Origin of the sequence: Desulfosporosinus cupriresistens (genome assembly GCF_001707885.1) — a bacterium.
GTDB lineage: Bacteria > Bacillota > Desulfitobacteriia > Desulfitobacteriales > Desulfitobacteriaceae > Desulfosporosinus.
On record NZ_MASS01000070.1, the window covers coordinates 1 to 19,263 of the forward strand.

Annotated in this window: 19 protein-coding genes and 2 pseudogenes; 1 reads left to right on the forward strand and 20 read right to left on the reverse strand. The window is 44.6% G+C overall.

Annotation, left to right across the window (positions count from 1 at the left end):
- Positions 1–4: 4 nt before the first annotated feature.
- From hemW to DSBG_RS19220, 19 genes and pseudogenes are all read right to left on the reverse strand, one after another.
- Positions 5–1,162: a radical SAM family heme chaperone HemW gene (gene hemW, locus DSBG_RS19135; protein ID WP_068966251.1), complete on the reverse strand. Its 1,158-nt coding sequence runs from the start codon at positions 1,160–1,162 to the stop codon at positions 5–7.
- Positions 1,163–1,339: 177 nt separating this feature from the next.
- A complete protein-coding gene (gene lepA / locus DSBG_RS19140) occupies positions 1,340–3,145 on the reverse strand; it encodes a translation elongation factor 4 (RefSeq protein ID WP_068966253.1) in 1,806 nt (601 codons plus the stop codon).
- A gap of 266 nt (positions 3,146–3,411) precedes the next feature.
- Positions 3,412–3,543: pseudogene (locus DSBG_RS22095) on the reverse strand (type II toxin-antitoxin system HicB family antitoxin); the annotation flags it as partial.
- Positions 3,544–3,626: 83 nt separating this feature from the next.
- Positions 3,627–4,745 (reverse strand): homocitrate synthase, encoded by a 1,119-nt coding sequence (gene nifV / locus DSBG_RS19145; RefSeq protein ID WP_068966255.1) that lies wholly within the window; start codon positions 4,743–4,745, stop codon positions 3,627–3,629.
- Between the two features lie 22 nt (positions 4,746–4,767).
- Complete coding sequence (locus DSBG_RS19150) at positions 4,768–5,604, reverse strand: radical SAM protein (RefSeq protein WP_068966258.1); 837 nt, start codon at positions 5,602–5,604, stop codon at positions 4,768–4,770.
- A gap of 149 nt (positions 5,605–5,753) precedes the next feature.
- On the reverse strand, positions 5,754–6,023 hold the full coding sequence (locus DSBG_RS19155) for a 4Fe-4S dicluster domain-containing protein (RefSeq protein WP_068966259.1): 270 nt from the start codon (positions 6,021–6,023) through the stop codon (positions 5,754–5,756).
- Positions 6,024–6,079: 56 nt separating this feature from the next.
- Positions 6,080–6,442, reverse strand: coding sequence for a NifB/NifX family molybdenum-iron cluster-binding protein (locus DSBG_RS19160; RefSeq protein WP_068966262.1), 363 nt, complete (start codon positions 6,440–6,442; stop codon positions 6,080–6,082).
- A 13-nt stretch (positions 6,443–6,455) separates the two neighbouring features.
- A pseudogene (nifN, locus tag DSBG_RS19165) lies at positions 6,456–7,746 on the reverse strand (nitrogenase iron-molybdenum cofactor biosynthesis protein NifN).
- Positions 7,739–9,106, reverse strand: coding sequence for a nitrogenase iron-molybdenum cofactor biosynthesis protein NifE (gene nifE / locus DSBG_RS19170; RefSeq protein ID WP_068966263.1), 1,368 nt, complete (start codon positions 9,104–9,106; stop codon positions 7,739–7,741). Before nifE ends, nifN begins: the two are co-directional and overlap by 8 nt.
- Before the next feature lie 81 nt (positions 9,107–9,187).
- The gene (gene nifK / locus DSBG_RS19175) at positions 9,188–10,606 is read right to left on the reverse strand and encodes a nitrogenase molybdenum-iron protein subunit beta (protein WP_068966266.1); all 1,419 of its coding nucleotides are present in this window, start codon (positions 10,604–10,606) and stop codon (positions 9,188–9,190) included.
- 23 nt (positions 10,607–10,629) lie between these two features.
- On the reverse strand, positions 10,630–12,066 hold the full coding sequence (gene nifD / locus DSBG_RS19180) for a nitrogenase molybdenum-iron protein alpha chain (protein WP_068966268.1): 1,437 nt from the start codon (positions 12,064–12,066) through the stop codon (positions 10,630–10,632).
- 38 nt (positions 12,067–12,104) lie between these two features.
- Positions 12,105–12,932, reverse strand: coding sequence for a nitrogenase iron protein (gene nifH, locus DSBG_RS19185; RefSeq protein ID WP_068966270.1), 828 nt, complete (start codon positions 12,930–12,932; stop codon positions 12,105–12,107).
- A gap of 49 nt (positions 12,933–12,981) precedes the next feature.
- The gene (locus tag DSBG_RS19190; protein WP_068966272.1) at positions 12,982–13,365 is read right to left on the reverse strand and encodes a P-II family nitrogen regulator; all 384 of its coding nucleotides are present in this window, start codon (positions 13,363–13,365) and stop codon (positions 12,982–12,984) included.
- Positions 13,366–13,367: 2 nt separating this feature from the next.
- Entirely contained in the window at positions 13,368–13,685 is a 318-nt protein-coding gene (locus DSBG_RS19195; RefSeq protein ID WP_068966274.1) for a P-II family nitrogen regulator, read from the reverse strand.
- Positions 13,686–14,091: 406 nt separating this feature from the next.
- On the reverse strand, positions 14,092–14,517 hold the full coding sequence (locus DSBG_RS19200; RefSeq protein ID WP_009618736.1) for a HutP family protein: 426 nt from the start codon (positions 14,515–14,517) through the stop codon (positions 14,092–14,094).
- A 205-nt stretch (positions 14,518–14,722) separates the two neighbouring features.
- Complete coding sequence (gene murJ / locus DSBG_RS19205) at positions 14,723–16,294, reverse strand: murein biosynthesis integral membrane protein MurJ (RefSeq protein ID WP_068966276.1); 1,572 nt, start codon at positions 16,292–16,294, stop codon at positions 14,723–14,725.
- A 114-nt stretch (positions 16,295–16,408) separates the two neighbouring features.
- Positions 16,409–16,588 (reverse strand): hypothetical protein, encoded by a 180-nt coding sequence (locus DSBG_RS19210; protein ID WP_068966278.1) that lies wholly within the window; start codon positions 16,586–16,588, stop codon positions 16,409–16,411.
- A gap of 173 nt (positions 16,589–16,761) precedes the next feature.
- A complete protein-coding gene (gene spoIIP / locus DSBG_RS19215; RefSeq protein WP_068966279.1) occupies positions 16,762–17,868 on the reverse strand; it encodes a stage II sporulation protein P in 1,107 nt (368 codons plus the stop codon).
- Between the two features lie 129 nt (positions 17,869–17,997).
- Positions 17,998–18,327 carry a phage holin family protein gene (locus DSBG_RS19220; RefSeq protein WP_068966281.1) on the reverse strand — a complete coding sequence of 110 codons (330 nt, stop codon included), beginning with the start codon at positions 18,325–18,327 and terminating at the stop codon, positions 17,998–18,000.
- 195 nt (positions 18,328–18,522) lie between these two features.
- Between DSBG_RS19220 and rpsT the strand changes: the two genes are divergently transcribed.
- The gene (rpsT, locus tag DSBG_RS19225; RefSeq protein WP_009622090.1) at positions 18,523–18,795 is read left to right on the forward strand and encodes a 30S ribosomal protein S20; all 273 of its coding nucleotides are present in this window, start codon (positions 18,523–18,525) and stop codon (positions 18,793–18,795) included.
- 219 nt (positions 18,796–19,014) lie between these two features.
- Here rpsT and DSBG_RS23430 read toward each other — a convergent pair.
- Positions 19,015–19,263 (reverse strand): hypothetical protein (locus DSBG_RS23430; RefSeq protein ID WP_207647259.1); only part of this gene is annotated, 249 nt, incomplete at its 5' end.

Sequence of the window (19,263 nt, forward strand, 5' to 3'; positions counted from 1 at the left end):
TGGGTCATACAAGTCCCCCTACGAACTCCTGCAAAACCCCATTAGCCACAAAAGATAATTTAGGATTTAAACATAAATAATCACCCTGAAACATAAAAACATTCTTATGTTTATAGCGTTCCAAAATATCCCTATAAATATCCCTTAGATCTACGCCAAAATCATTTCGAAATGATGTAATATTAACACCCTCCTGGAGACGCAACCCCAGAATCATACGCTCCGCCATACAATCCTGCAAAGATAATAGTTCAAGTCCCTCTTCATCAACAAGATCTTGCCCCTTTTGAAGGCGATCTCGATAAGCACTCACCTCTTCGACGTTTTTCCAACGCACCCTGTTTACGCAAGACACCCCACCCGGTCCTAACCCTAAATAATCTGCCCCCCGCCAGTAGCCTAAATTATGCTGGCATTCATAACCTTGGCGGGCAAAATTAGACGTTTCATACTGTCTATATCCTGCTTGTTTCAACCGTTCCACAGCCCATTCCTGCATCTCTGCTTGTAAATCATCATCAGGAAGTGAGGCCTCTTTGGTCTCGTCCATATAGCGCTTATATAGTGGCGTACCCTCTTCGAGCATCAATCCATAAAGGGATAAATGTTCAGGCGAATAAGATAAGGCTTCCTCGATAGAAGCCCGCCACAACTTCATATCTTGGGCAGGGAGCCCAAACATCAAATCCAGATTAATGTTCTTAAAGCCTGCAGTTCTCAGGCGCTGGATGGCTTCACGCGCTTGTCTGGCAGTATGCCTACGACCCACACCCGTCAGTAATTCATCATCGAAGGCCTGGACTCCGAGTGAAAAACGATTAACCCCGTAGCGGCGCAAGATATTCAATTTCTCAGTCGTCAGAGTTCCGGGATTGCCTTCGACTGTTTTTTCTGCTCCTAAGTTCATCTGAAAATACCGCTGGATCATTTTCATTAGACACTCTAATTCTTCATCCTTTAACACCGTGGGTGTCCCACCCCCGATAAAAAGAGAAGATACCCCCTGAGGGGCATCTTTTTGCCGCTTCGCCATTTCGACTTCTAAGCCCTCTAAATACACAGAAATAAAATCCTCAGGGGAACTAACCAGTGAATGAGAATAAAAAGCACAGTAGTCACATTTTTGAACACAAAACGGAACGTGTACGTATAAGGAAGGCATATTTCATGCATCCCCTCTCTGTAAGGCATATGCCCCTATCAATCTTCTAAGGCGGGCACGCTATACATCGTGCCCCTTCCCCTACCAATGACAACCCAACGGACTAATCAGCTAATCACTAATCAACTAATTTTCCCATCGTCGCTCAACTAATCTTCAATCTTCGAACTGCAATCTTCAATCTTCGATCTGTAATACCGCCATAAAAGCATCCTGCGGTATTTCCACATTGCCCACTTGCTTCATGCGCTTTTTTCCTGCCTTTTGCTTCTCGAGAAGTTTACGCTTTCGGGAAATATCTCCCCCATAGCATTTGGACAAAACATCTTTCCGCATAGCCCGAACAGTCTCCCGAGCAATGACCCTATTCCCGATCACCGACTGGATCGGAATTTCAAACATTTGGCGCGGTATGATACCTTGAAGTTTCTCCACAAGCTTTTTTCCCCGCTGATAAGACTTTGCTCGATGAACAATAAAGGATAAGGCATCCACCATTTCTCCGTTCAGGAGAACATCAATCTTGACTAAATCCGTTTCTTTATAGCCGGACAATTCATAGTCCAGTGAGGCATACCCTTTAGTTCGTGATTTCAATTGATCAAAGTAATCAAAAACAATTTCGCTGAGCGGGAGTTCATAAATCAATTTCACCCGACTCTTGGACACATAGTCCATGTTAGAATACGTTCCCCGCTTTTCTTGGTTGAGTTCCATAATCGCCCCTACATACTCTGAGGGAACTAAAATAGTAGCCTTGACAACCGGCTCTTCGATGCTGAGAATCTTGTCGACAGAAGGGAGATTTGAAGGATTGTCAATACTAATAACCTCTCCTTGCAAAGTGTGAACTTTATAGATCACGCTAGGTGCCGTCGTAATCAAGTTCAGATCATATTCCCGTTCCAAGCGTTCCTGAATAATCTCCATGTGGAGTAACCCCAGAAATCCGCAGCGATAACCAAAACCCAGAGCAGCAGAGGTCTCCGGTTCAAAAACTAAACTGGCATCATTAAGGTGGAGCTTTTCCAAGGAATCGCGCAGCCGGTTATAATCGCTGGCTTCGACCGGATAAAGGCCACAAAAAACCATGGGAGTAGCCTGCCGGTAACCCGGCAGTGGCTCAGCGGCAGAATTTTCAGCATCAGTGATCGTATCTCCGACTTGGGTATCCTTAACGTTTTTGATACTGGCAGCGATAAATCCGACCTGACCGGCTTTAAGCTCCTCGACAATACGCATGGCAGGAGCAAACACACCCACCTCAGTCACTTCAAAAACCTTACCGGTGGCCATCATTTTCATCTTCGTCCCTTTGGAAATGTTACCCTCTACAATTCGAACATAAGAAATAGCACCTTTATAGGCGTCAAATTTCGAGTCGAAAATCAGTGCCTTCAGAGGAGCTTGATCTTCTCCTTGCGGAGGCGGGACCGTTTTGACAATTCTTTCCAGAATCTCCTCAATCCCAATTCCCGTCTTGGCCGAAGCAAGTATCGCTTCACTAGCGTCCAACCCAATGACATCTTCAATTTCTTGCTGAACACGTTCAGGCTCAGCACTCGGCAAGTCTATTTTATTAATAACCGGAATAATCTCCAGGTTATTTTCCAAGGCCAGATACACATTGGCCAAGGTCTGAGCCTCAATTCCTTGGACTGCATCGACCACAAGCAGGGCCCCTTCACAGGCTGCTAAACTACGAGATACCTCGTAGGTGAAATCCACGTGACCCGGTGTATCAATAAGATTCAGTTCGTAAACCTCTCCGTCTTTGGCCTTATAACTTAACCGCACAGCCTGCAATTTAATAGTAATCCCGCGCTCGCGCTCCAGATCCATGGAATCAAGAACTTGCTCTTCCATTTCTCGTTTGCTTAAGGCCCCGGTATATTCAATCAGCCGGTCGGCCAAAGTAGATTTACCATGATCGATATGCGCAATAATGGAAAAATTTCGGATACGTTGTGAAGCCTGTGCCAAGGTCTTCCCCCTCATTTCTATAATTCAGAAATACATTTTCTTAAAACCAGAGTAAAATACATCCTAAAGAGTGATTATATCAGAATTCAAGGGAATTCTGCAAGAATCTTGCCAACTACCTTCTCTACGCCCTATAAACTAGCCTTTAGCAACTGTAATTTGTCCTACATACCCAGAGGACTATTTTTTAATCCAGTTTATGCTGCTTTAGGATGGGTGCCCTAATCAAAGAAGAGCCCCTGTCAGGGGCCCCAGTACATCATTTCCTAAGGCTGTTGGTGAATTCCTAAATAGTCCTTAAGTGCATTTTGGAGAACATGCGAGAAGTTAACATGCTTTTGTTCGGCAGCATCGTTCAACCACTTCGGAATAGTAAGAGTTTTTTTAATCGCCTTGTTGGTCATTTGGTTCCCCTTAACGCCAAAAAACCTCCTTTTCAAGCTGTTAAACTTTCAAGGAGGTTTTTACTTTTCTTTTTGTTCTAACATGGGCTTACTACGATTTCCATAATATCTTCTTCATCCAGGGGCCTTTTAAGCTGATGGGTCTGCTGTAATATTTTTATTAAAAGGTCATCAATCGTTTCCTGATCCAATTCAATCCCTTTCGCTTTCAATAACCTTAAGATCGTCTTACGACCAGAGTATTTACCAAAGGAAGTCGCATGCTCCCTGCCCACGCTCTCGGGTGGATAGGTTTGGTAATTGGCATAGTCTTTCTGTATCCCGTCAATGTGAATTGAGGAAGTATGGGTAAAAACGTCTTTTCCGATAATGGGTTTTGCCCGGGGAATTTTGCGGTCCGTTGCTAAACTTACCATTAAACAAATTGAATTTAAACGCTTCAATTCAAGACGCACCTCTTTATTGAGACTGTATTTGAGCGCTACTGCAACCTCTTCGAGCGAGGCATTACCGGCCCTTTCGCCCAAACCTCCGACCGTTACACTTACAGCTTTAAAACCCGCTTGAATTGCCGCGAGAGAATTCGCTGTAGCCATTCCTAAATCATTATGCGCATGAAATTCCAAAGGTACTGTCGTTTTTTTCACTAATTCTTGCAGAGTAGAGAAGATTTTAAGAGGCTCAAGAATTCCCACAGTATCCGCAAAGCGTACCCGGTTAACACCTAGCTTCTGAGCCTCTGCCAATATCTCGGCGAGAAATGTTAGATCTGCTCTACTGGCATCTTCCAAACCGAGAACAAGATAGCCAACTTCTTTTTTAGCCTTCAGGATACATTCTCCCATTTGATCAAGAACCCAAGCACGATCTCTTCTCAATTTGTTTTTAATTTGTTGGTCGGAAGCAGGGATGGAAATGGCGACTCCCTCGACCCCTGTTTGGAAACTGGCCTGGAGATCTGAAAGAACGGCACGATTCCAAGTGATCAGTCGCACCGGTAAATGGAGAGCAGCCAAGTGAGAAATCGCTTTAACCTCTGATTCACCCATGGCCGGCACTCCCACTTCCAGTTCATCAATCCCAGCATCCGCTAAAGCCCGCGCGATCATTTCCTTTTCCGGTAGGCCAAAGGCTACACCAGGAGCTTGCTCACCATCTCGCAAGGTTGTATCACATAACAATACCTTTTGCTCCATCTAAAGTAACTCCCTTCCTATACTAAAGCAAGCCAATGGCATCTGCCCGACATTGTTGACAGTGTTTCATTTGGGGAAGAATTCCGCCAAGAACGCTGCGGCTACTTGTTAGCAATTCTTTGCTTGGAGCCTTGAGGTGAGCGAGTTTTCCTTGAGGAATCAAGGGCATGATATTGTGAATATGCGCGCCCCTTTTCTTAATCTCTAAAGCTAAGCTATATAAAAGCTGGTCATTAACATTAGGCATAAGCACAGTATTGACTTTAACGGTCATCCCCGCCTTGGAAGCCAATTCAATCCCCTTAAGTTGATTGTCGATCAAGATCCTTGCCGCATCAGGACCGATTAAGGTTTTCCCTTCCCACTGAATGTAACTGTAAATTTTCGCACCAATTTGCTCATCCAGAGTATTCAGTGTAATCGTTACATGGGACACCCCGATATCCACTATTTCCTCGATTTTTTCAGGTAAGAGAAGGCCATTCGTGCTTAAACATAAGATCATCTCGGGAAAGATTTTTTTGACCCCTCGCAGTGTTTCGAAGGTCGCGCTGTTGGCTAAAGGTTCTCCAGGTCCTGCAATACCAACAACGGTAAGCTTTGATCCAATATCTGAGGCTTTGGCCTTAACGACAGTTTGAAGCGCTTCTTCTGAATTTTGCACCTTACTGGTTACACCCGGACGGGATTCATTAGCACAATCAAATTTGCGCACACAATAATTACAAGATATATTGCACCCAGGTGCTACGGCCAAGTGTATCCGTCCGGTATTGCCATGCCCTTTTGTTGAGAAACAGGGATGTCCGAGATTCAGGTTGGGAGTATTCATATTTCCTTGCGTACATTCGCTATGCATATCAATCCCTCCAATCGTTTCGTTTTTTAATAGATGGTCACTTCGTCATCTTGCCATCCTTGGTAATGCTCTAAGCTCGAACCTCCTGCGCGAGCCCTTGGCTGCGCCCTAAAAAGTCCTACAGATGTAAAGTCTTGCAGATAACATAATTAAGCCGATTTTTCCTTAAACGTATAAGCTTGGCGCACACATATGCTGCCACAAGCCTGACAACCGACACAATGGTCCTTATTAGCAATTATGGCTACGTGCCGTTCTGTCCCTTCATCATCCTCAAAACTTTCCAGGCCTAAACATTTTTGCACACATAATTTCACACATCGCCCGCATCCCAGACACTTAGTACGATCAACCGCTTCAACATATTTAGGAGTCCAAGGTAATCCGCCATAAGTTTTGTAAATTAGTACCTCACTCATTTTTTCTCCTCCTTAGTACAGGTCTCGCTCAGTTTCCAATGTTCAAATTCAAACCTTCACTTACCCATTTTCTTTTCTAACCATGGCGGCATTTTTTTGGAAAGCAGCAGTTTGTTCATTCTGTCAAGTTCATCAGTAATAAGCGTTCCTTCAGGCACCTTTAAAGGATGAATACCGCTTTGAACTAAACGTGCCGCCGCGGGACCGCCAATCTGTGTGCAATAAACGATGGCACACTCCTTGAGCATGTTTATTCGGGCAAAGACTTTATCAACCGATTCATCCAGGTCTTCAGCAGCAAGGGATGTGTGGATAATGCCTTGTTCTCCCCCTGTAAACTTATACAGTTCAAACGAAGGGGTGGAAGCAAAATGCGAATCAATACTTAATCCGTCGCTACTGGCAAAGGCTATAAGCATACCTATACCCTCCTTAACTTAGTGAATTTAACATGTCAAACAGAAATTGTTGAGTACCTGCATAACCAATCCAGTTCTTTTGCGGATAGCCCACACGGTCAAAAACAGGCAATCCGGCTCTCAAATGGGGGATCTTAAGCAGCCCTGCGGCTTGACGACCATTGGAATTGGCAATGATTAAATTACTATGCATCGCTCTTTCCTCAAGTGTTTCCAGGTCTCCCACTTCGATGGGAATCGGTAGAGATAGTTCATTGATGCCTCCTTGAGATGCAGCCAAAGCCACCGAGATCTCGGAACCTACCTCAACCAGGCAAGAAGCCAAACTATACAGAAGATCCATTTCTAAAGCGATAGCGATCTTTTGTCCGCCCAGTTGGTCATGATAGTCAGCCAGCGTATCCAGCAAGCGGCTTCTTTGCCGGAGCATCTTTTCTGGTATCAACTGTCCAGAAATCTTTACGAGAGTCAAAATGAGTGTATCTGTGTGCCTTGAGACCAGTTATTGAAGGAAAGTTATAATGAGGAATTGCGTGCGTTTGCTTCAGGATTTCTCCGGCTTTCTCCATACTTAGTCCAAACGATAAACAGGCGCTGCATTTTGCCAAACGCTGGAAATCCTCAAGCAATGTGCCACCCTGAACCACTGGCGCAGCCTCCAGTTCGGCGTGCCCATCCAGGGAAATTGAAAGATCAGGAATGGTAATCGGCCTAAATCCAAAGGCCATGACAATCTCTTTCAGTTCATCAACATCGCCCGGGGTTAAATGACAGCCCGGCAACAAAGCAATGGAAGGAGCTTCCTCAGCATAAGACTGTTCGGACGTCTTAGTTGGCTGCCCCGCTAAAGTTGTAAGCAAAGCCTCTACCGTTCGTTGATAACCCTCTTGCATGGAACCGATATAGTCCGGTGTACTGGCCAGGACAACCGGCAAATCGACTAAATCCGGTCTTTCTAAACGCAGGCTAGTCAAGGCACTAGCCATGTCATCTCCAAAGGTTTCCGTTAACCCAGTACTCATCACGCCAATAATTTGAGGTTTGTATTTATCCGCTGCTACAGCAACACCTTTCTTAAGGTGTTCCCAGCCTCCAAAAATGACGGTGTCTTCCAAAAGAGCCGTTGAATTTAAGGGAATTGGTTCCTTATAGTGCCTGGAAAGCTGTAACCGAATGAATGAAGAACATCCCTGAGAACCATGGAGTAAAGCTAAAAGTCCATTGACGCCGAGGTAGGCGAGAGTCGCTCCCAAAGCAGGGCTGTTTTTTTGCGGGTTCCCGTCATAATGTCTTGTTTTAACCATCTAGCTCACCCTCCTTCGGGGGAAATTCTTGTTTTAAAAGCCCCCAAACAGGACTCAGCACCGTACGCGTTAAGGACTCGGCGAAGGTAACCATCCCCTGATAACCGGCATAAGGAAGTTTTCGGCCATGGTTAATATCTAAAAAAGGCGTTCTTGTTTTGTGCGCTAGATATTTTGTTTTTCCTCCAGCAACTATCAGATCCGGTTTCTTCTCCGCAATAATCTTCAAAAAACCTGCTGAACTCGTGTCCTCGATTATCTGTGCTGAGGGATCCATGAGTTCTTTCATGCGCTGGAAATCTTCCGGCGTTGAGTTTTGGGTTCCTCCAGCTAAGATGTTAATCCCTAATTCAGCCAAGGTCGAAACCATCGACCAGGTTTTAACCCCTCCCGTAAATAAGATGGCCTGTTTATTCTCCAGTAACTTTTTGTATCCGGCAATAACCTTGCGTGTTTCTTCCTCCTTCTGGCGAACATAAACTAACGTTCTCTCCAGTAAATCCGGATCACCAAGCGCTTTAGCAATATTGACTAACGTTTCCGAGGTATCATGAATCCCGTAAAATGACCCCTCCATAAAAGGTATCCTATAGCGAATCTCCATTTTCCTGACTAAATTGGTCAGACTTTTGGAACAGATCAGCACATTAAGGCTTGCTCGATGGGCTGAACGTAAATCGTCGAATTTAGCATCTCCGGTAATGGCCGTTTGTAGAGTGATCCCCAAGTTTTTCAAATCCGGTAACACTCCCCAGAGATCTCCGGCAATGTTATACTCTCCGATCAGGTTGATAGAAAGGGGTATTTTCTCGTCAGAACCCACCCCTGTACCGATAACCCGATCGAATAAAACCTCCCCTGCAATCCGATTGCCAATATTTTTGTCCCCCAAAAAGCCCGGACAATTCACTGCAATGACTGGAATGGTCAGCCCCGCTTCCGCTTCTCGGCAAATCTTGTCGACATCATCTCCGATCAGGGAGGAGACACACGTGGCGTAGACAAAAATAGCTTTGGGATTATGTCTCGCCGCAATCTCCAGGATAGCCTCTTTCAGCTTCGCTTCCCCGCCGTAAATCACATCATTTTCCATGATATCTGTGGTCAATCCCCGCCGGTAGAGCTGGGAACCGGAGGAGCGGGCTCCTCGGTTATCCCAAGAGTTTCCGGCACAAGCAATCGGACCATGAACAAGATGAGCAACATCCGTAATAGGCATGAGCACGACCCGAGCACCATCATAAGCGCAACTTCGCTCTGCGCCTTCACCGGGCAGGGCCTTCATGCATAATTTAGGCGAACCGGCATCGGACATGCACTTTTTATCTTTAAGGTCCAATTTTGTAAGATTGGTAAACATGAAGCACCCCCCTTCCGTTGGGGACATTCCTCTGAGCCACTTATCATTACTTCTCTTTGAGGAGGTGTGTCCCCTGACCTCTTATCGCATTAATTCAAAATAGGCATCCGTTGAAGTCCTGTCCAGCTCATCCAAAAACGTATTGACGATCATGGTTACAAGGTTTATAACTCCTGAATAGCCAACGATTGGATAGCGATGGAGGTTCACCCGGTCGTAGATAGGGATACCTACTCTGATCAATGGGATATTGGCATCACGGGCAGCATACTTGCCATGACCATCACCGATTAACATATCCACCGGTTCTGTGACCAGCAGAGAGCGCAGATGCCAAAGGTCTTTGCCAGGGTAGAGGGTAGCACCTTGGCCATAAGGGCTTTCGGCCAGTAATTTTTCCATAGCTTTCTTAAAAGGCCCAGTGGAGTTGGTACAGACTATGTGTACAGGCTCTCCGCCCATTTCCAGTAGGAAAGAGACGAGACCTAACAGGATATCCGGGTCACCAAACAGGGCAAATCTCTTGCCATGGATATATTGATGACAATCAGTCATGGCATCGACGGCACGTCCCCGCTCAATGGTTATTTCCTGGGGAACCTCTTTGCCCGTGAATTTGGCAATGGCTTGGATAAAGTTATCTGTGCCCGAGAGCCCGATGGGCATGGGGATCGTTTCGACAGGAACTCCCTTACCGTTGAGATATTTGCTGGTAGTCGAGGTAGAATAGGCTTGTAAGAATAAATAACTTTTAGCATTTAAAGCTTCGTTCATTTCTGCAATTGGCGTGGCAGGCGGATACAATTCGTAGGTACCCAAATTAGGAGCATCCAAAACATCACTGTTGTCGGGTAAAAGGGTAAAAGGAGCATCCATTTCTTTGAGAAGGCGTTTATATTCACGCAGATTGGAGGGATAAGTGTCAAAACCAGGGACAACGTAGAGACGGTCGTTGATTATATCTTCCTGTCTAGGTTTGGCTAAACATTCGATCAGGCTTTTGAGTGTTGAGTCGTACCCTGTAATATGAGAACCTTTAAAGCTCGGAGTATTGGACAGGGCCACCGCTAAATCTTGGGGAATAGCCTCTTGTTCCTTGGCATTCCCTAAATAAGCTTTGATGTCGTCCCCAATAACCTCTGCCATACAGCTCGTAAATACTGAAATAACCTTAGGTTTATAAACCGCATAAGCATTTCTTAAACCTTCAATTAAGTTGGACTGGCCGCCAAAGACCGCCGAATCCTCTGTCATCGAATCCGAGACTGCTGCCACAGGTTCTCTGAAATGGCGGGATAAGGTGCTGCGAAAATAAGCAGCGCATCCTTGAGAACCGTGCACAAACGGTAAGCATCCTTCGATCCCTAGGGCACAAAGCAGGGCGCCAAGGGGTTGACAGGCTTTGGCCGGATTGATGACCAACTTTTCACGGGCAAAATTCAATTCCCGGTATTCCATACTATTAAGCCATTCTTTTGATCCTTTTATACAAGTTTCCATATGCTACATCCTTTCTGCCCAACTTATTTTGTCCAAGGAGCTTTGACAGCCTTCCATGTAGGACTGTTTATAGCCATATCCATATCGCGGGCAAAAATCGGGAATCCCTGATATCCGTGATAAGGCCCTGAGTAATCCCAGGAGTGCATTTGACGGAAGGGCAGACCCATTTTTTCAAAGACATACTTCTCTTTGATCCCCGATCCGACCAAATCCGGCTTTAACTTACTCACGAATTCTTCAATTTCAATTGCCGTGACATCATCATAAATTAATGTTCCGTCTTTGAGATTGGCCATGCTTTTGTCATAATCTTCGCCATGCGCAAATTCATAGCCCGTACCGATAACCTCCATGCCCAAATCTTCATAAGCTCCCACAACGTGTCTGGGACGAAGGCCTCCGACATAAAGCATTACTTTTTTTCCTTCCAGACGTGGACGGTAGATATCGATCACTTTTTGCATCTCGGCATCATATTTCTCGATGACTGTTTTGGCTTTTTCCATAATACTGTCGTCAAACATGGCAGCAATTTTTAAGATTGACTCCCTGATCTTGGTCGGTCCAAAGAAGTTGAATTCCAGCCAAGGTGTTCCATAAGTTTCCTCCATATGTCTGGCCATGTAGTTCATACTGCGATAGCAGTGGATTAAATTCAGCTTAACAAGATGTCCGTTCTGGAGCATTTCGATCGTGGAGTCACCCGTCCAGATATTGACAACATTTAAGCCAATTTCCTCAAGAATTTTTTTACTGGCCCAAGCATCCCCGCCAATATTATAATCGCCGATAATCCCGACATCGTAAGGTCCAACTTCTCTTCCCGGTCCCTTACCTATGAGATGATCCCGGATAGCGTCATTAGCTATATGATGGCCCAGGGACTGACTAATTCCTCTAAAACCTTCACAACGAACCGGGATGACGGGCAGCTTAATTTCCTCGGCCATACGGCGGGAAACACTTTCAATGTCATCTCCAATCAGTCCGACAGGACATTCGGAGAGAATAGAAACCCCTTTGGTGTTTGGGAAAAGTCCCACAATCTCATGAATAATTTTCTCCAGCTTTTTGTCCCCGCCATAAATGATATCGCTTTCCTGAAAGTCCGAGGTGAATAAAAAAGGCACAAAGTTGTCAACACCGATTTCTCCCTCTGCTAAGTTGCGGCGGTTAGCCCAAGAATAATAGCCACACCCAACCGGTCCATGGGAAATATGTGTGCAATCCCTAACCGGCCCCCAAACAACCCCTTTAGCCCCTGCGTAAGCACACCCTCGAGCGGTCATGAGACCCGGAACCGTTTTGGAATTCGATTTAACTGCGCAACTGGCACACTCATTATTTTCTTTGATCGTAATATGCTGCCGCCGATTCTTTTTGGCCTTTTCCGGATATAGCTCCAAGACTTCTTCGACGACTTGTTTTCTGAAATCTATTGTCTCCTTTATGCTCATAAACGCTGTCCTCCTCATTTCCCCATTGCTGGCGGATATTAGATTTCCATGATTCCGTATTCCATCAACAACTCTTCCAGCTCCTCCATCGGAAGTGGCGTTGGAATGGTCATCATTTTATTATCCTCAATTTTTTTGGCTAAGGCTCGATACTCATCAGCTTGTTTGTGAGTTGGGTTGTATTCAATAACGGTCATTTTGCGCACCTCAGCACGTTGGACCTCATTATCCCGGGGCATGAAGTGAATCATTTGGGTATTTAATCGTTTGGCCAGGGCTTCAATTAATTCAAGTTCTTTGTCTACTACACGGCTGTTACAGATCAAACCCCCCAGGCGAACGGTCCCGGTTGTCGCATACTTTAAAATACCTTTGGAAATGTTATTAGCAGCATACATGGCCATCATTTCACCCGAAGTAACAATATAAATTTCCTTCGCTTTATTTTCCCGGATCGGCATAGCAAATCCGCCGCAAACTACGTCGCCCAAAACATCGTAGAACACATAATCGGTATCCGCTGTATACGCCCCGTTCTCTTCCAGGAAGTTAATGGCTGTGATTACCCCCCGACCGGCACAGCCGACCCCAGGTTCCGGACCGCCAGACTCTGAACAGCGAACCCCTAAATACCCTTCTACTAAAACTTCATCCAACTCTAAATCTTCCACAGTCCCTCTTTCGCGAGCTAAATCCATAACTGTCGTTTGAGCCTTGCTATGCAGAATCAAGCGCGTGGAATCTGCTTTAGGATCACAACCAACAATAGTAACTTTCCTCCCCATTTCTGCTAGAGCCACAACCGTGTTTTGGGTAGTTGTTGATTTCCCGATACCACCCTTTCCATATATCGCAATTTGTCTCATGTCAAAACATCTCCTTTAATTAAACTAGATCAAATAACTTAAACTAAATCTAGATAACCGCTTCTTTTCCGGTTTCCCCAGTACGAACTCGCACAACCTCTTTTAAAGGCAGTACAAAGATTTTACCGTCGCCCATATGCCCTGTTTTATTGGCTTTAATAATCACATCAACCACTTCATCCACTTGATCATCCTGCACCACAATCGTTAACAACCGTTTAGGTATCCAATTAAATTTGGTATCATCCGCCAGTTCTTTACTCATAACGGCATTCAATTCCGGGTCGACTTCAGCCGCCCATCCTCCAATTCCGCCTTGCTTCCCACGTCCCTCAACACTTTGAATTGTCAGAGCAGGATAACCTGCGTCTTCGAAAGCCTTCTTTGTAGCGGGTACCTGATGGCGTCGAATAAAAGCCATTATTTCTTTCATTTCTACAACCCCTTTGCCCCTTTACTCACGGTATACGCTTCTTCAACCTCAGTTACAAAGATCTTGCCATCACCCATGGTACCAGTTTTGGCATTTGCCAGAATTACCGAAATAGCTTCATCGAGCTTTTCATCCTCAATAACCAGCAGCAACATGGTTTTAGGAAACTCATCATAAACAACATCACCAATCCGAATACCCTTTGTTCTACCACGACCAAAGACGTGCATTTTGGTCAACGACGGCATTCCAGCTTGTGCTAAGGCCTCAGCAACAACCTCCGTTTTATCTGGTCTTACAATTGCTCTAATCATTTTCATATAGTGCATCCTCCTTTAAATTTAAGTTGGTTTCATTGTGTTCAATTTCACATAGCTTTGAATAAAATGCCACCGCATCACCTCCCTCAATTAGCGATGTTAGAAAAAGACAAAGAGAGCCCTTAATTTTACATAATTAAGGGCTCTCTAAAACACTTTTCCGCTCCAAATCATCTCTGATTTGGTGCCCGGTTATGAAGTTACTCTTATCTGGATGGGTTAGTTTATTAGACTTTCCCAAGGTTCTCTAATCACTTAAATCACTTAAATCACTTTAAACACTTTAATTACTTTAATCACATGCATTTACTCTATCAACACTAATGGTTTATCAACTCTATCCGTTTATCTACTCTAACAACTCAACTACACTAATCCTGAGCACACACTCTTAACCTGACTCTTATCAAAGATGCATAACTCCCAATCCCACACGCGCATGTTCTAAAAGGGGATGGAGGGAAGAACGACCATAAATGGCAACTGCAAGCCATTCTGAATCTGTGACTAACCCGATTTTCAAAGCAAAACTAGCGTTGCTATTGGTATGAATGAATATACTATTGCTAGCTTCCAAAGTAGCATGAACCAAGGCATGAATCTTGCGATTTTCTTTTGGAATGACACCAGTGTTGAAGGCCGTTGCCATAACTGAATTCGTTAACTTTCCAGTATGTTGAAGATTGGCAACAGTTCCTCCAAGTTCCGTCACGCCACAACGCAGATTATGAGATTCAACAAGGGATTTCTTAAGCTTATCCTCTTCCTCTCTTGTCTCTGTCAAAGCTAAAAGTATCGCTGACCGTTCTAAGGAAGGTTTTACTCTTTCCATACTAGGACCCCTCAAGATATAACCTCCCTCCAACAGCAACATAAAAAAGCCGCCAGATATCTCTTTCAGAGAAGATATCCGGGCGGCTTCGTTGCCGAATGTTTATCACTAAGTGATATTACTATAGTACCCGATAATTCTACGTTTGTCACTATGTAAACTAAGCTTTATTGCTTGAAATACTGTATTCATTTCTTCCTCTTACTTAATGCGTTCCAATCTTTCGTTGCACCAAACCCATGGTCTGTTTGAATTCATCCATCCTCAAGAGCTTCGCCACCCCGGCAAATACAACAACCCCAATGGCTGTTCCACTGACCAAGACGATCAGCGACGCCAGCATCCGTTCGCCGATGAAAGCGGTCAACCATGTACTCCACATCCCGATTACAATGGCCATAATAATTGAGGCAGCCAAGGTTTTCAGACCAGTCCATAACATATTCCAAGCATCGATTTGCCCTAAACGCTTACGTAACACGTAAAGCAGAAGCAACATGTTCACGAAAGCAGCAATCGTCGTGGCAAAAGCCAATCCCCCGATGCCCAGTGGTTGAATCAATAAAAACATCGCTACAATGTTGATGACTATCGAGATAATTCCCAAAATCACTGGTGTCCAAGTGTCCTGAAGGGCATAAAACGCCCGCGGGAGAATTTGAATCGCGGATTGTGAAGAAATTCCAATAGCATAGTAAAACAACGGAATTGCCATAGTTAAGGTGTCTTGGGCCGTAAAATGCCCATGCTGAAACAAAACACGAATCAGAGGATAGCGCAAAACAATCATACCCACTGACATCGGAAGCGTAATGAAAATAACCATACGAATAGAGCTCGATATCGTTTGACGGAGTTTATCCCATTGTTTTAAAGCCGCTTGCTCCGTCATGGTCGGAAAGGTCGCTACGGCAATGGCTAACGCAAAAATACCCACCGGGAGCTGGAATAGGCGATAAGAATACCAGACGGCAGTGATACTCCCGGGAAACAGCGACGATCCAAAGTTATTGTTGAACGTCACCTGGATAGAGTTCAAAGAATAACTGATAATGATAGGCACAGCAAGAGCGCCTATCCGCCGGACACCTGGATGGTGCCAGTCTATAAGCGGATGATAACGCACTCCCACTTTTCGCAAAGCAGGAATCTGAACTGCAAAACTTGCGAACGCTCCCACAACGACCCCAAAGGCAAACCCCGAAATGCTATCAGGCTTGGCCGGGTTGGCTAGAATCGTTCCAAAAAAAATAACACTGGCATTATAAAGCACAGTACCCAACGCTGACGGCCAGAAAATCTTGTAAGAATTCAAGACCCCCATGGTCAATCCGCTTAAAGCCATAAACAAAGGCTGGATCAAAAGGATTCGAGTCAATTTAATCGCCAAACCAATATTTCCAGTCTTCTCAAACCCCGGAACCACCAGATGGAGAAATTGGGGAGTGAAAATCAAACCGATAAAAACAAACACTCCTAAAGTAAGAAAAATCAAATTGACCACTGAACTGACTACCTGCCAGCCCTCGTCCTCTTTGTCTTTGGCAATATACTCAGAGAGGACAGGAATAAAGGCAGCACTTAAAACTCCACCCACAAGTAACCAATATAACAAATCCGGAAGAATAAACGCGGTGTTATAGGCATCTGTGGTTCCACTTTGTCCAAAAAAGCCAGCTATCAACGTTTCACGAAAAAACCCTAAGATTCGCGAAGCCAACTGAGCAGCCATTAAAAACCCAGCTGCCTTTACAAGCGTACGGTTGGTTGATGACATATGAGTTAACCCCTTCTCCCCATCGTCCTAATCTGTCTTCCGAATTATAGCATCTTTCGCGTGGCGGTAAAAGAGGGAGGAAGTTTCTTAGCATGTTCGCACACGCTGCATTTGCTATTCGCTTGTCGCTAAGGCTAAAACGCAAAACCTCTGGGCTTTCTGCATGTGCGCCGCTCCTTGCCATCCTGCAAGAAGGGTAATACGTGCGAAGACAGTGTCTTCGGGCACCGCGGCATCAGTCCATCCTTGGACAAGTCCCGTTGCGTTTCTTAACGCCTTACCGCCTGCGCTCATTGACGCAATTCCGCTAAAGTGCTCTCTAAGCTAAGAAACTTCCTCTAGCTTGGGGTCCGACGGGGTTTTGATACGCACACGGAGCACTGTTTGCGTCTTTGACGCAAATACGTGTGCAAGTGAGGGCGTTTCTTGTGCAAGTGGGGACGGTTCTTACTTGCATGCTTGTTGGACTAAGACACTTTTTTATTATTTAAATAATCCGCTAAAATCTCTGCCACGGCTTCTGCTGCGCCATTCGCTTCACTTAACGTATTACACTGGCTTCCAAATTCCAGTAGCAACCCGCCATTCGATAGATGCTGGTTATACCGAGCATCGGCAGCATAACTAATTTTAGGTGAAAAAAGCCCAGGATATTTTTTTTCTGCTAAAGCCATGAGTTCTTTGGCTAATTTCTCATTTTTTTGCCAGTGGGGATTCATCTTCCCGATGATCACCAACACCTGCGTTACCTGTCGCCCATTCACTGTAACCGTTCGCTTGGGAACTCCGGAAGGGAACCCATCTCTATGAATGTCGAGCAGGATTTTCATATTAGGATAATCTTCGGTCATCTGTGTGGCTGTTTTTACTGACTTTCCATACGCTTTCATGAAATCCACGGCATCATGTATTTGAGACGAGTGGACTGCACCAATTCCCTCCTTTTCAAGGTCTTTCATTAATGAATCTCCTACTGTAACGACATCTCCGTTTTCCCCTGTCCGCCGTTCAGGTCCACCATCACCAGAATAGCATTCACTGTTGTGCGTATTATAAATTCCCACTATAATTCCTTTTGCCCCCGCCACCGGAGCTGGCACCGAAGGAACCTCAGTCTCATTCTCTCCAGCTTTTGGCGTGTCACTTTCGATTGGTTCAAGAATAGGACCCTCAAACTCCGGATCATCAGGATTATAAGCCCACCCTAACCACACGGGGCCTTGTGGAGGAGGGGAAAAATAGCCTAGAAAAAATGTCCGTGGGTCTGCAACATTAACGCCTGTTAATAAAAACATTCCGACCGCCGCACATTGATTCCTTATTAGATCCAAGCGTGATCGTTCCGGCTGAGAATAGCCCGGAATCCCTTCCATCAATATCCCTTCAAATGGAAAAGACTGTTTGGACAAAAACCCAACCAATTGGCGAGAACTTCCGCTATGAATGGCATAAACTAAACTCAAAACAATTAGACAACTTACAAATCCTAGCAGCATCCCTCGAGCCCATTCTCTAACATTCCAAATTCGAAAATTATTTTTGCTATGCCGATGATAAAAATCTTCCCGTAACAAAGGACTTGTCCCCCTTCCTCTTAATGAAGAAGTATGAAAGACAAGTCCAAGGTAGAACATTACTTTTCATTTTTTATATGGCAAGCCCGAAAAGCTGTCTAAATTCCTAACAAAAAATATAAGCTAAAGCTAACGAAGCGTTGTAGGAACGAAAACATCGACAATCCCGATAACGAGCGATGCTAGTAACGCACCAATAATGGAAACTGAAATAGAACCCGGTACAATAAACTGGCTAATGTAAATCACTACGGCAGCTGTTATAAAACCAACCGCCCCACGTCCCGTCCGCGTGATTTTGTCTCCGAACACTCTCTCAACAGCATAACCTACTAAAGCAATGACTAATGCAGCGATCAAGGCTCCTGTAAAACCAGCCACTCGAAGTCCCGGGACAATATAACTTACCAGAAGCAATACCACAGCCGAAACGACAAACCGTACGATCATACCTAACATTACAAAACCTCCAATCATTTTATCTGCTTTATTTCTAAAGCGTCATTTAGACTCCAAGCATAGTTTAAACAAAATAAATGAAATTTATTAATATATCATTTATCTCTTTATTTTCCTTGATAAATTCATATGTAAATGTTAAAATGTAGTTTGTGTACAACCGAGGAATATAATTACCAAAGGGGGTGACTATTAGTGCCAAACATTAAATCCGCCATCAAAAGAGTTGAGTTGGCAAAAGCTCGCACGATTAAGAATGCTTCAGCTAGATCTTCCTTACGGACAACACTTCGCCGTTTCGAAGAATCAATCAGCACAGATTCCGAGACTGCAGCACTCGCTTTGAAAAAGGCTGCTCGTGCTTTGGATAAAGCCTCCTCCAAGGGTTTAATTCATAAGAACCTTGCGGCCCGCAAGAAATCCCGTCTTACGAAAAGATTTAGTAAACATTTCGCCCAAGTCGGGTAAGAAAAAGCAGACAAAAAAGGAAAGCTTGAACAGCTTTCTTTTTTTGTCTGCTTTTTCTTACCCAAGCGTTTTTGTGTTTTAAACACAAACAGCTCCACAACCCTTACGTTATACCAATCCCCGTCGACCCAAGCCTAGAGGAAGTATCTTAGCACGTTCGCCGCACCGGACTATCCTTGGACAATAAAAATACAAAAGACATAGACCTCTAAGAGGTTGCTACGCCTTTAAATTTAATGCTTTTTTCAGCTTATTAATTAACTCTTCATATTCTCCCGGTCTAAACTGGTGGTCGATTTTAAATAATAGTTGGCTTCTACTAATCGTATGTATTTTATTGGTTCTTACATAAGTTTCCTTCCTAAGTTGAACTTTCGCATCAAATTCAGACTTGGGAGGTTGACTTGTGCACAAACAAATAACTACGTCATCATTTTTATCGCATTGATTACTAAGTACAAAGATTGG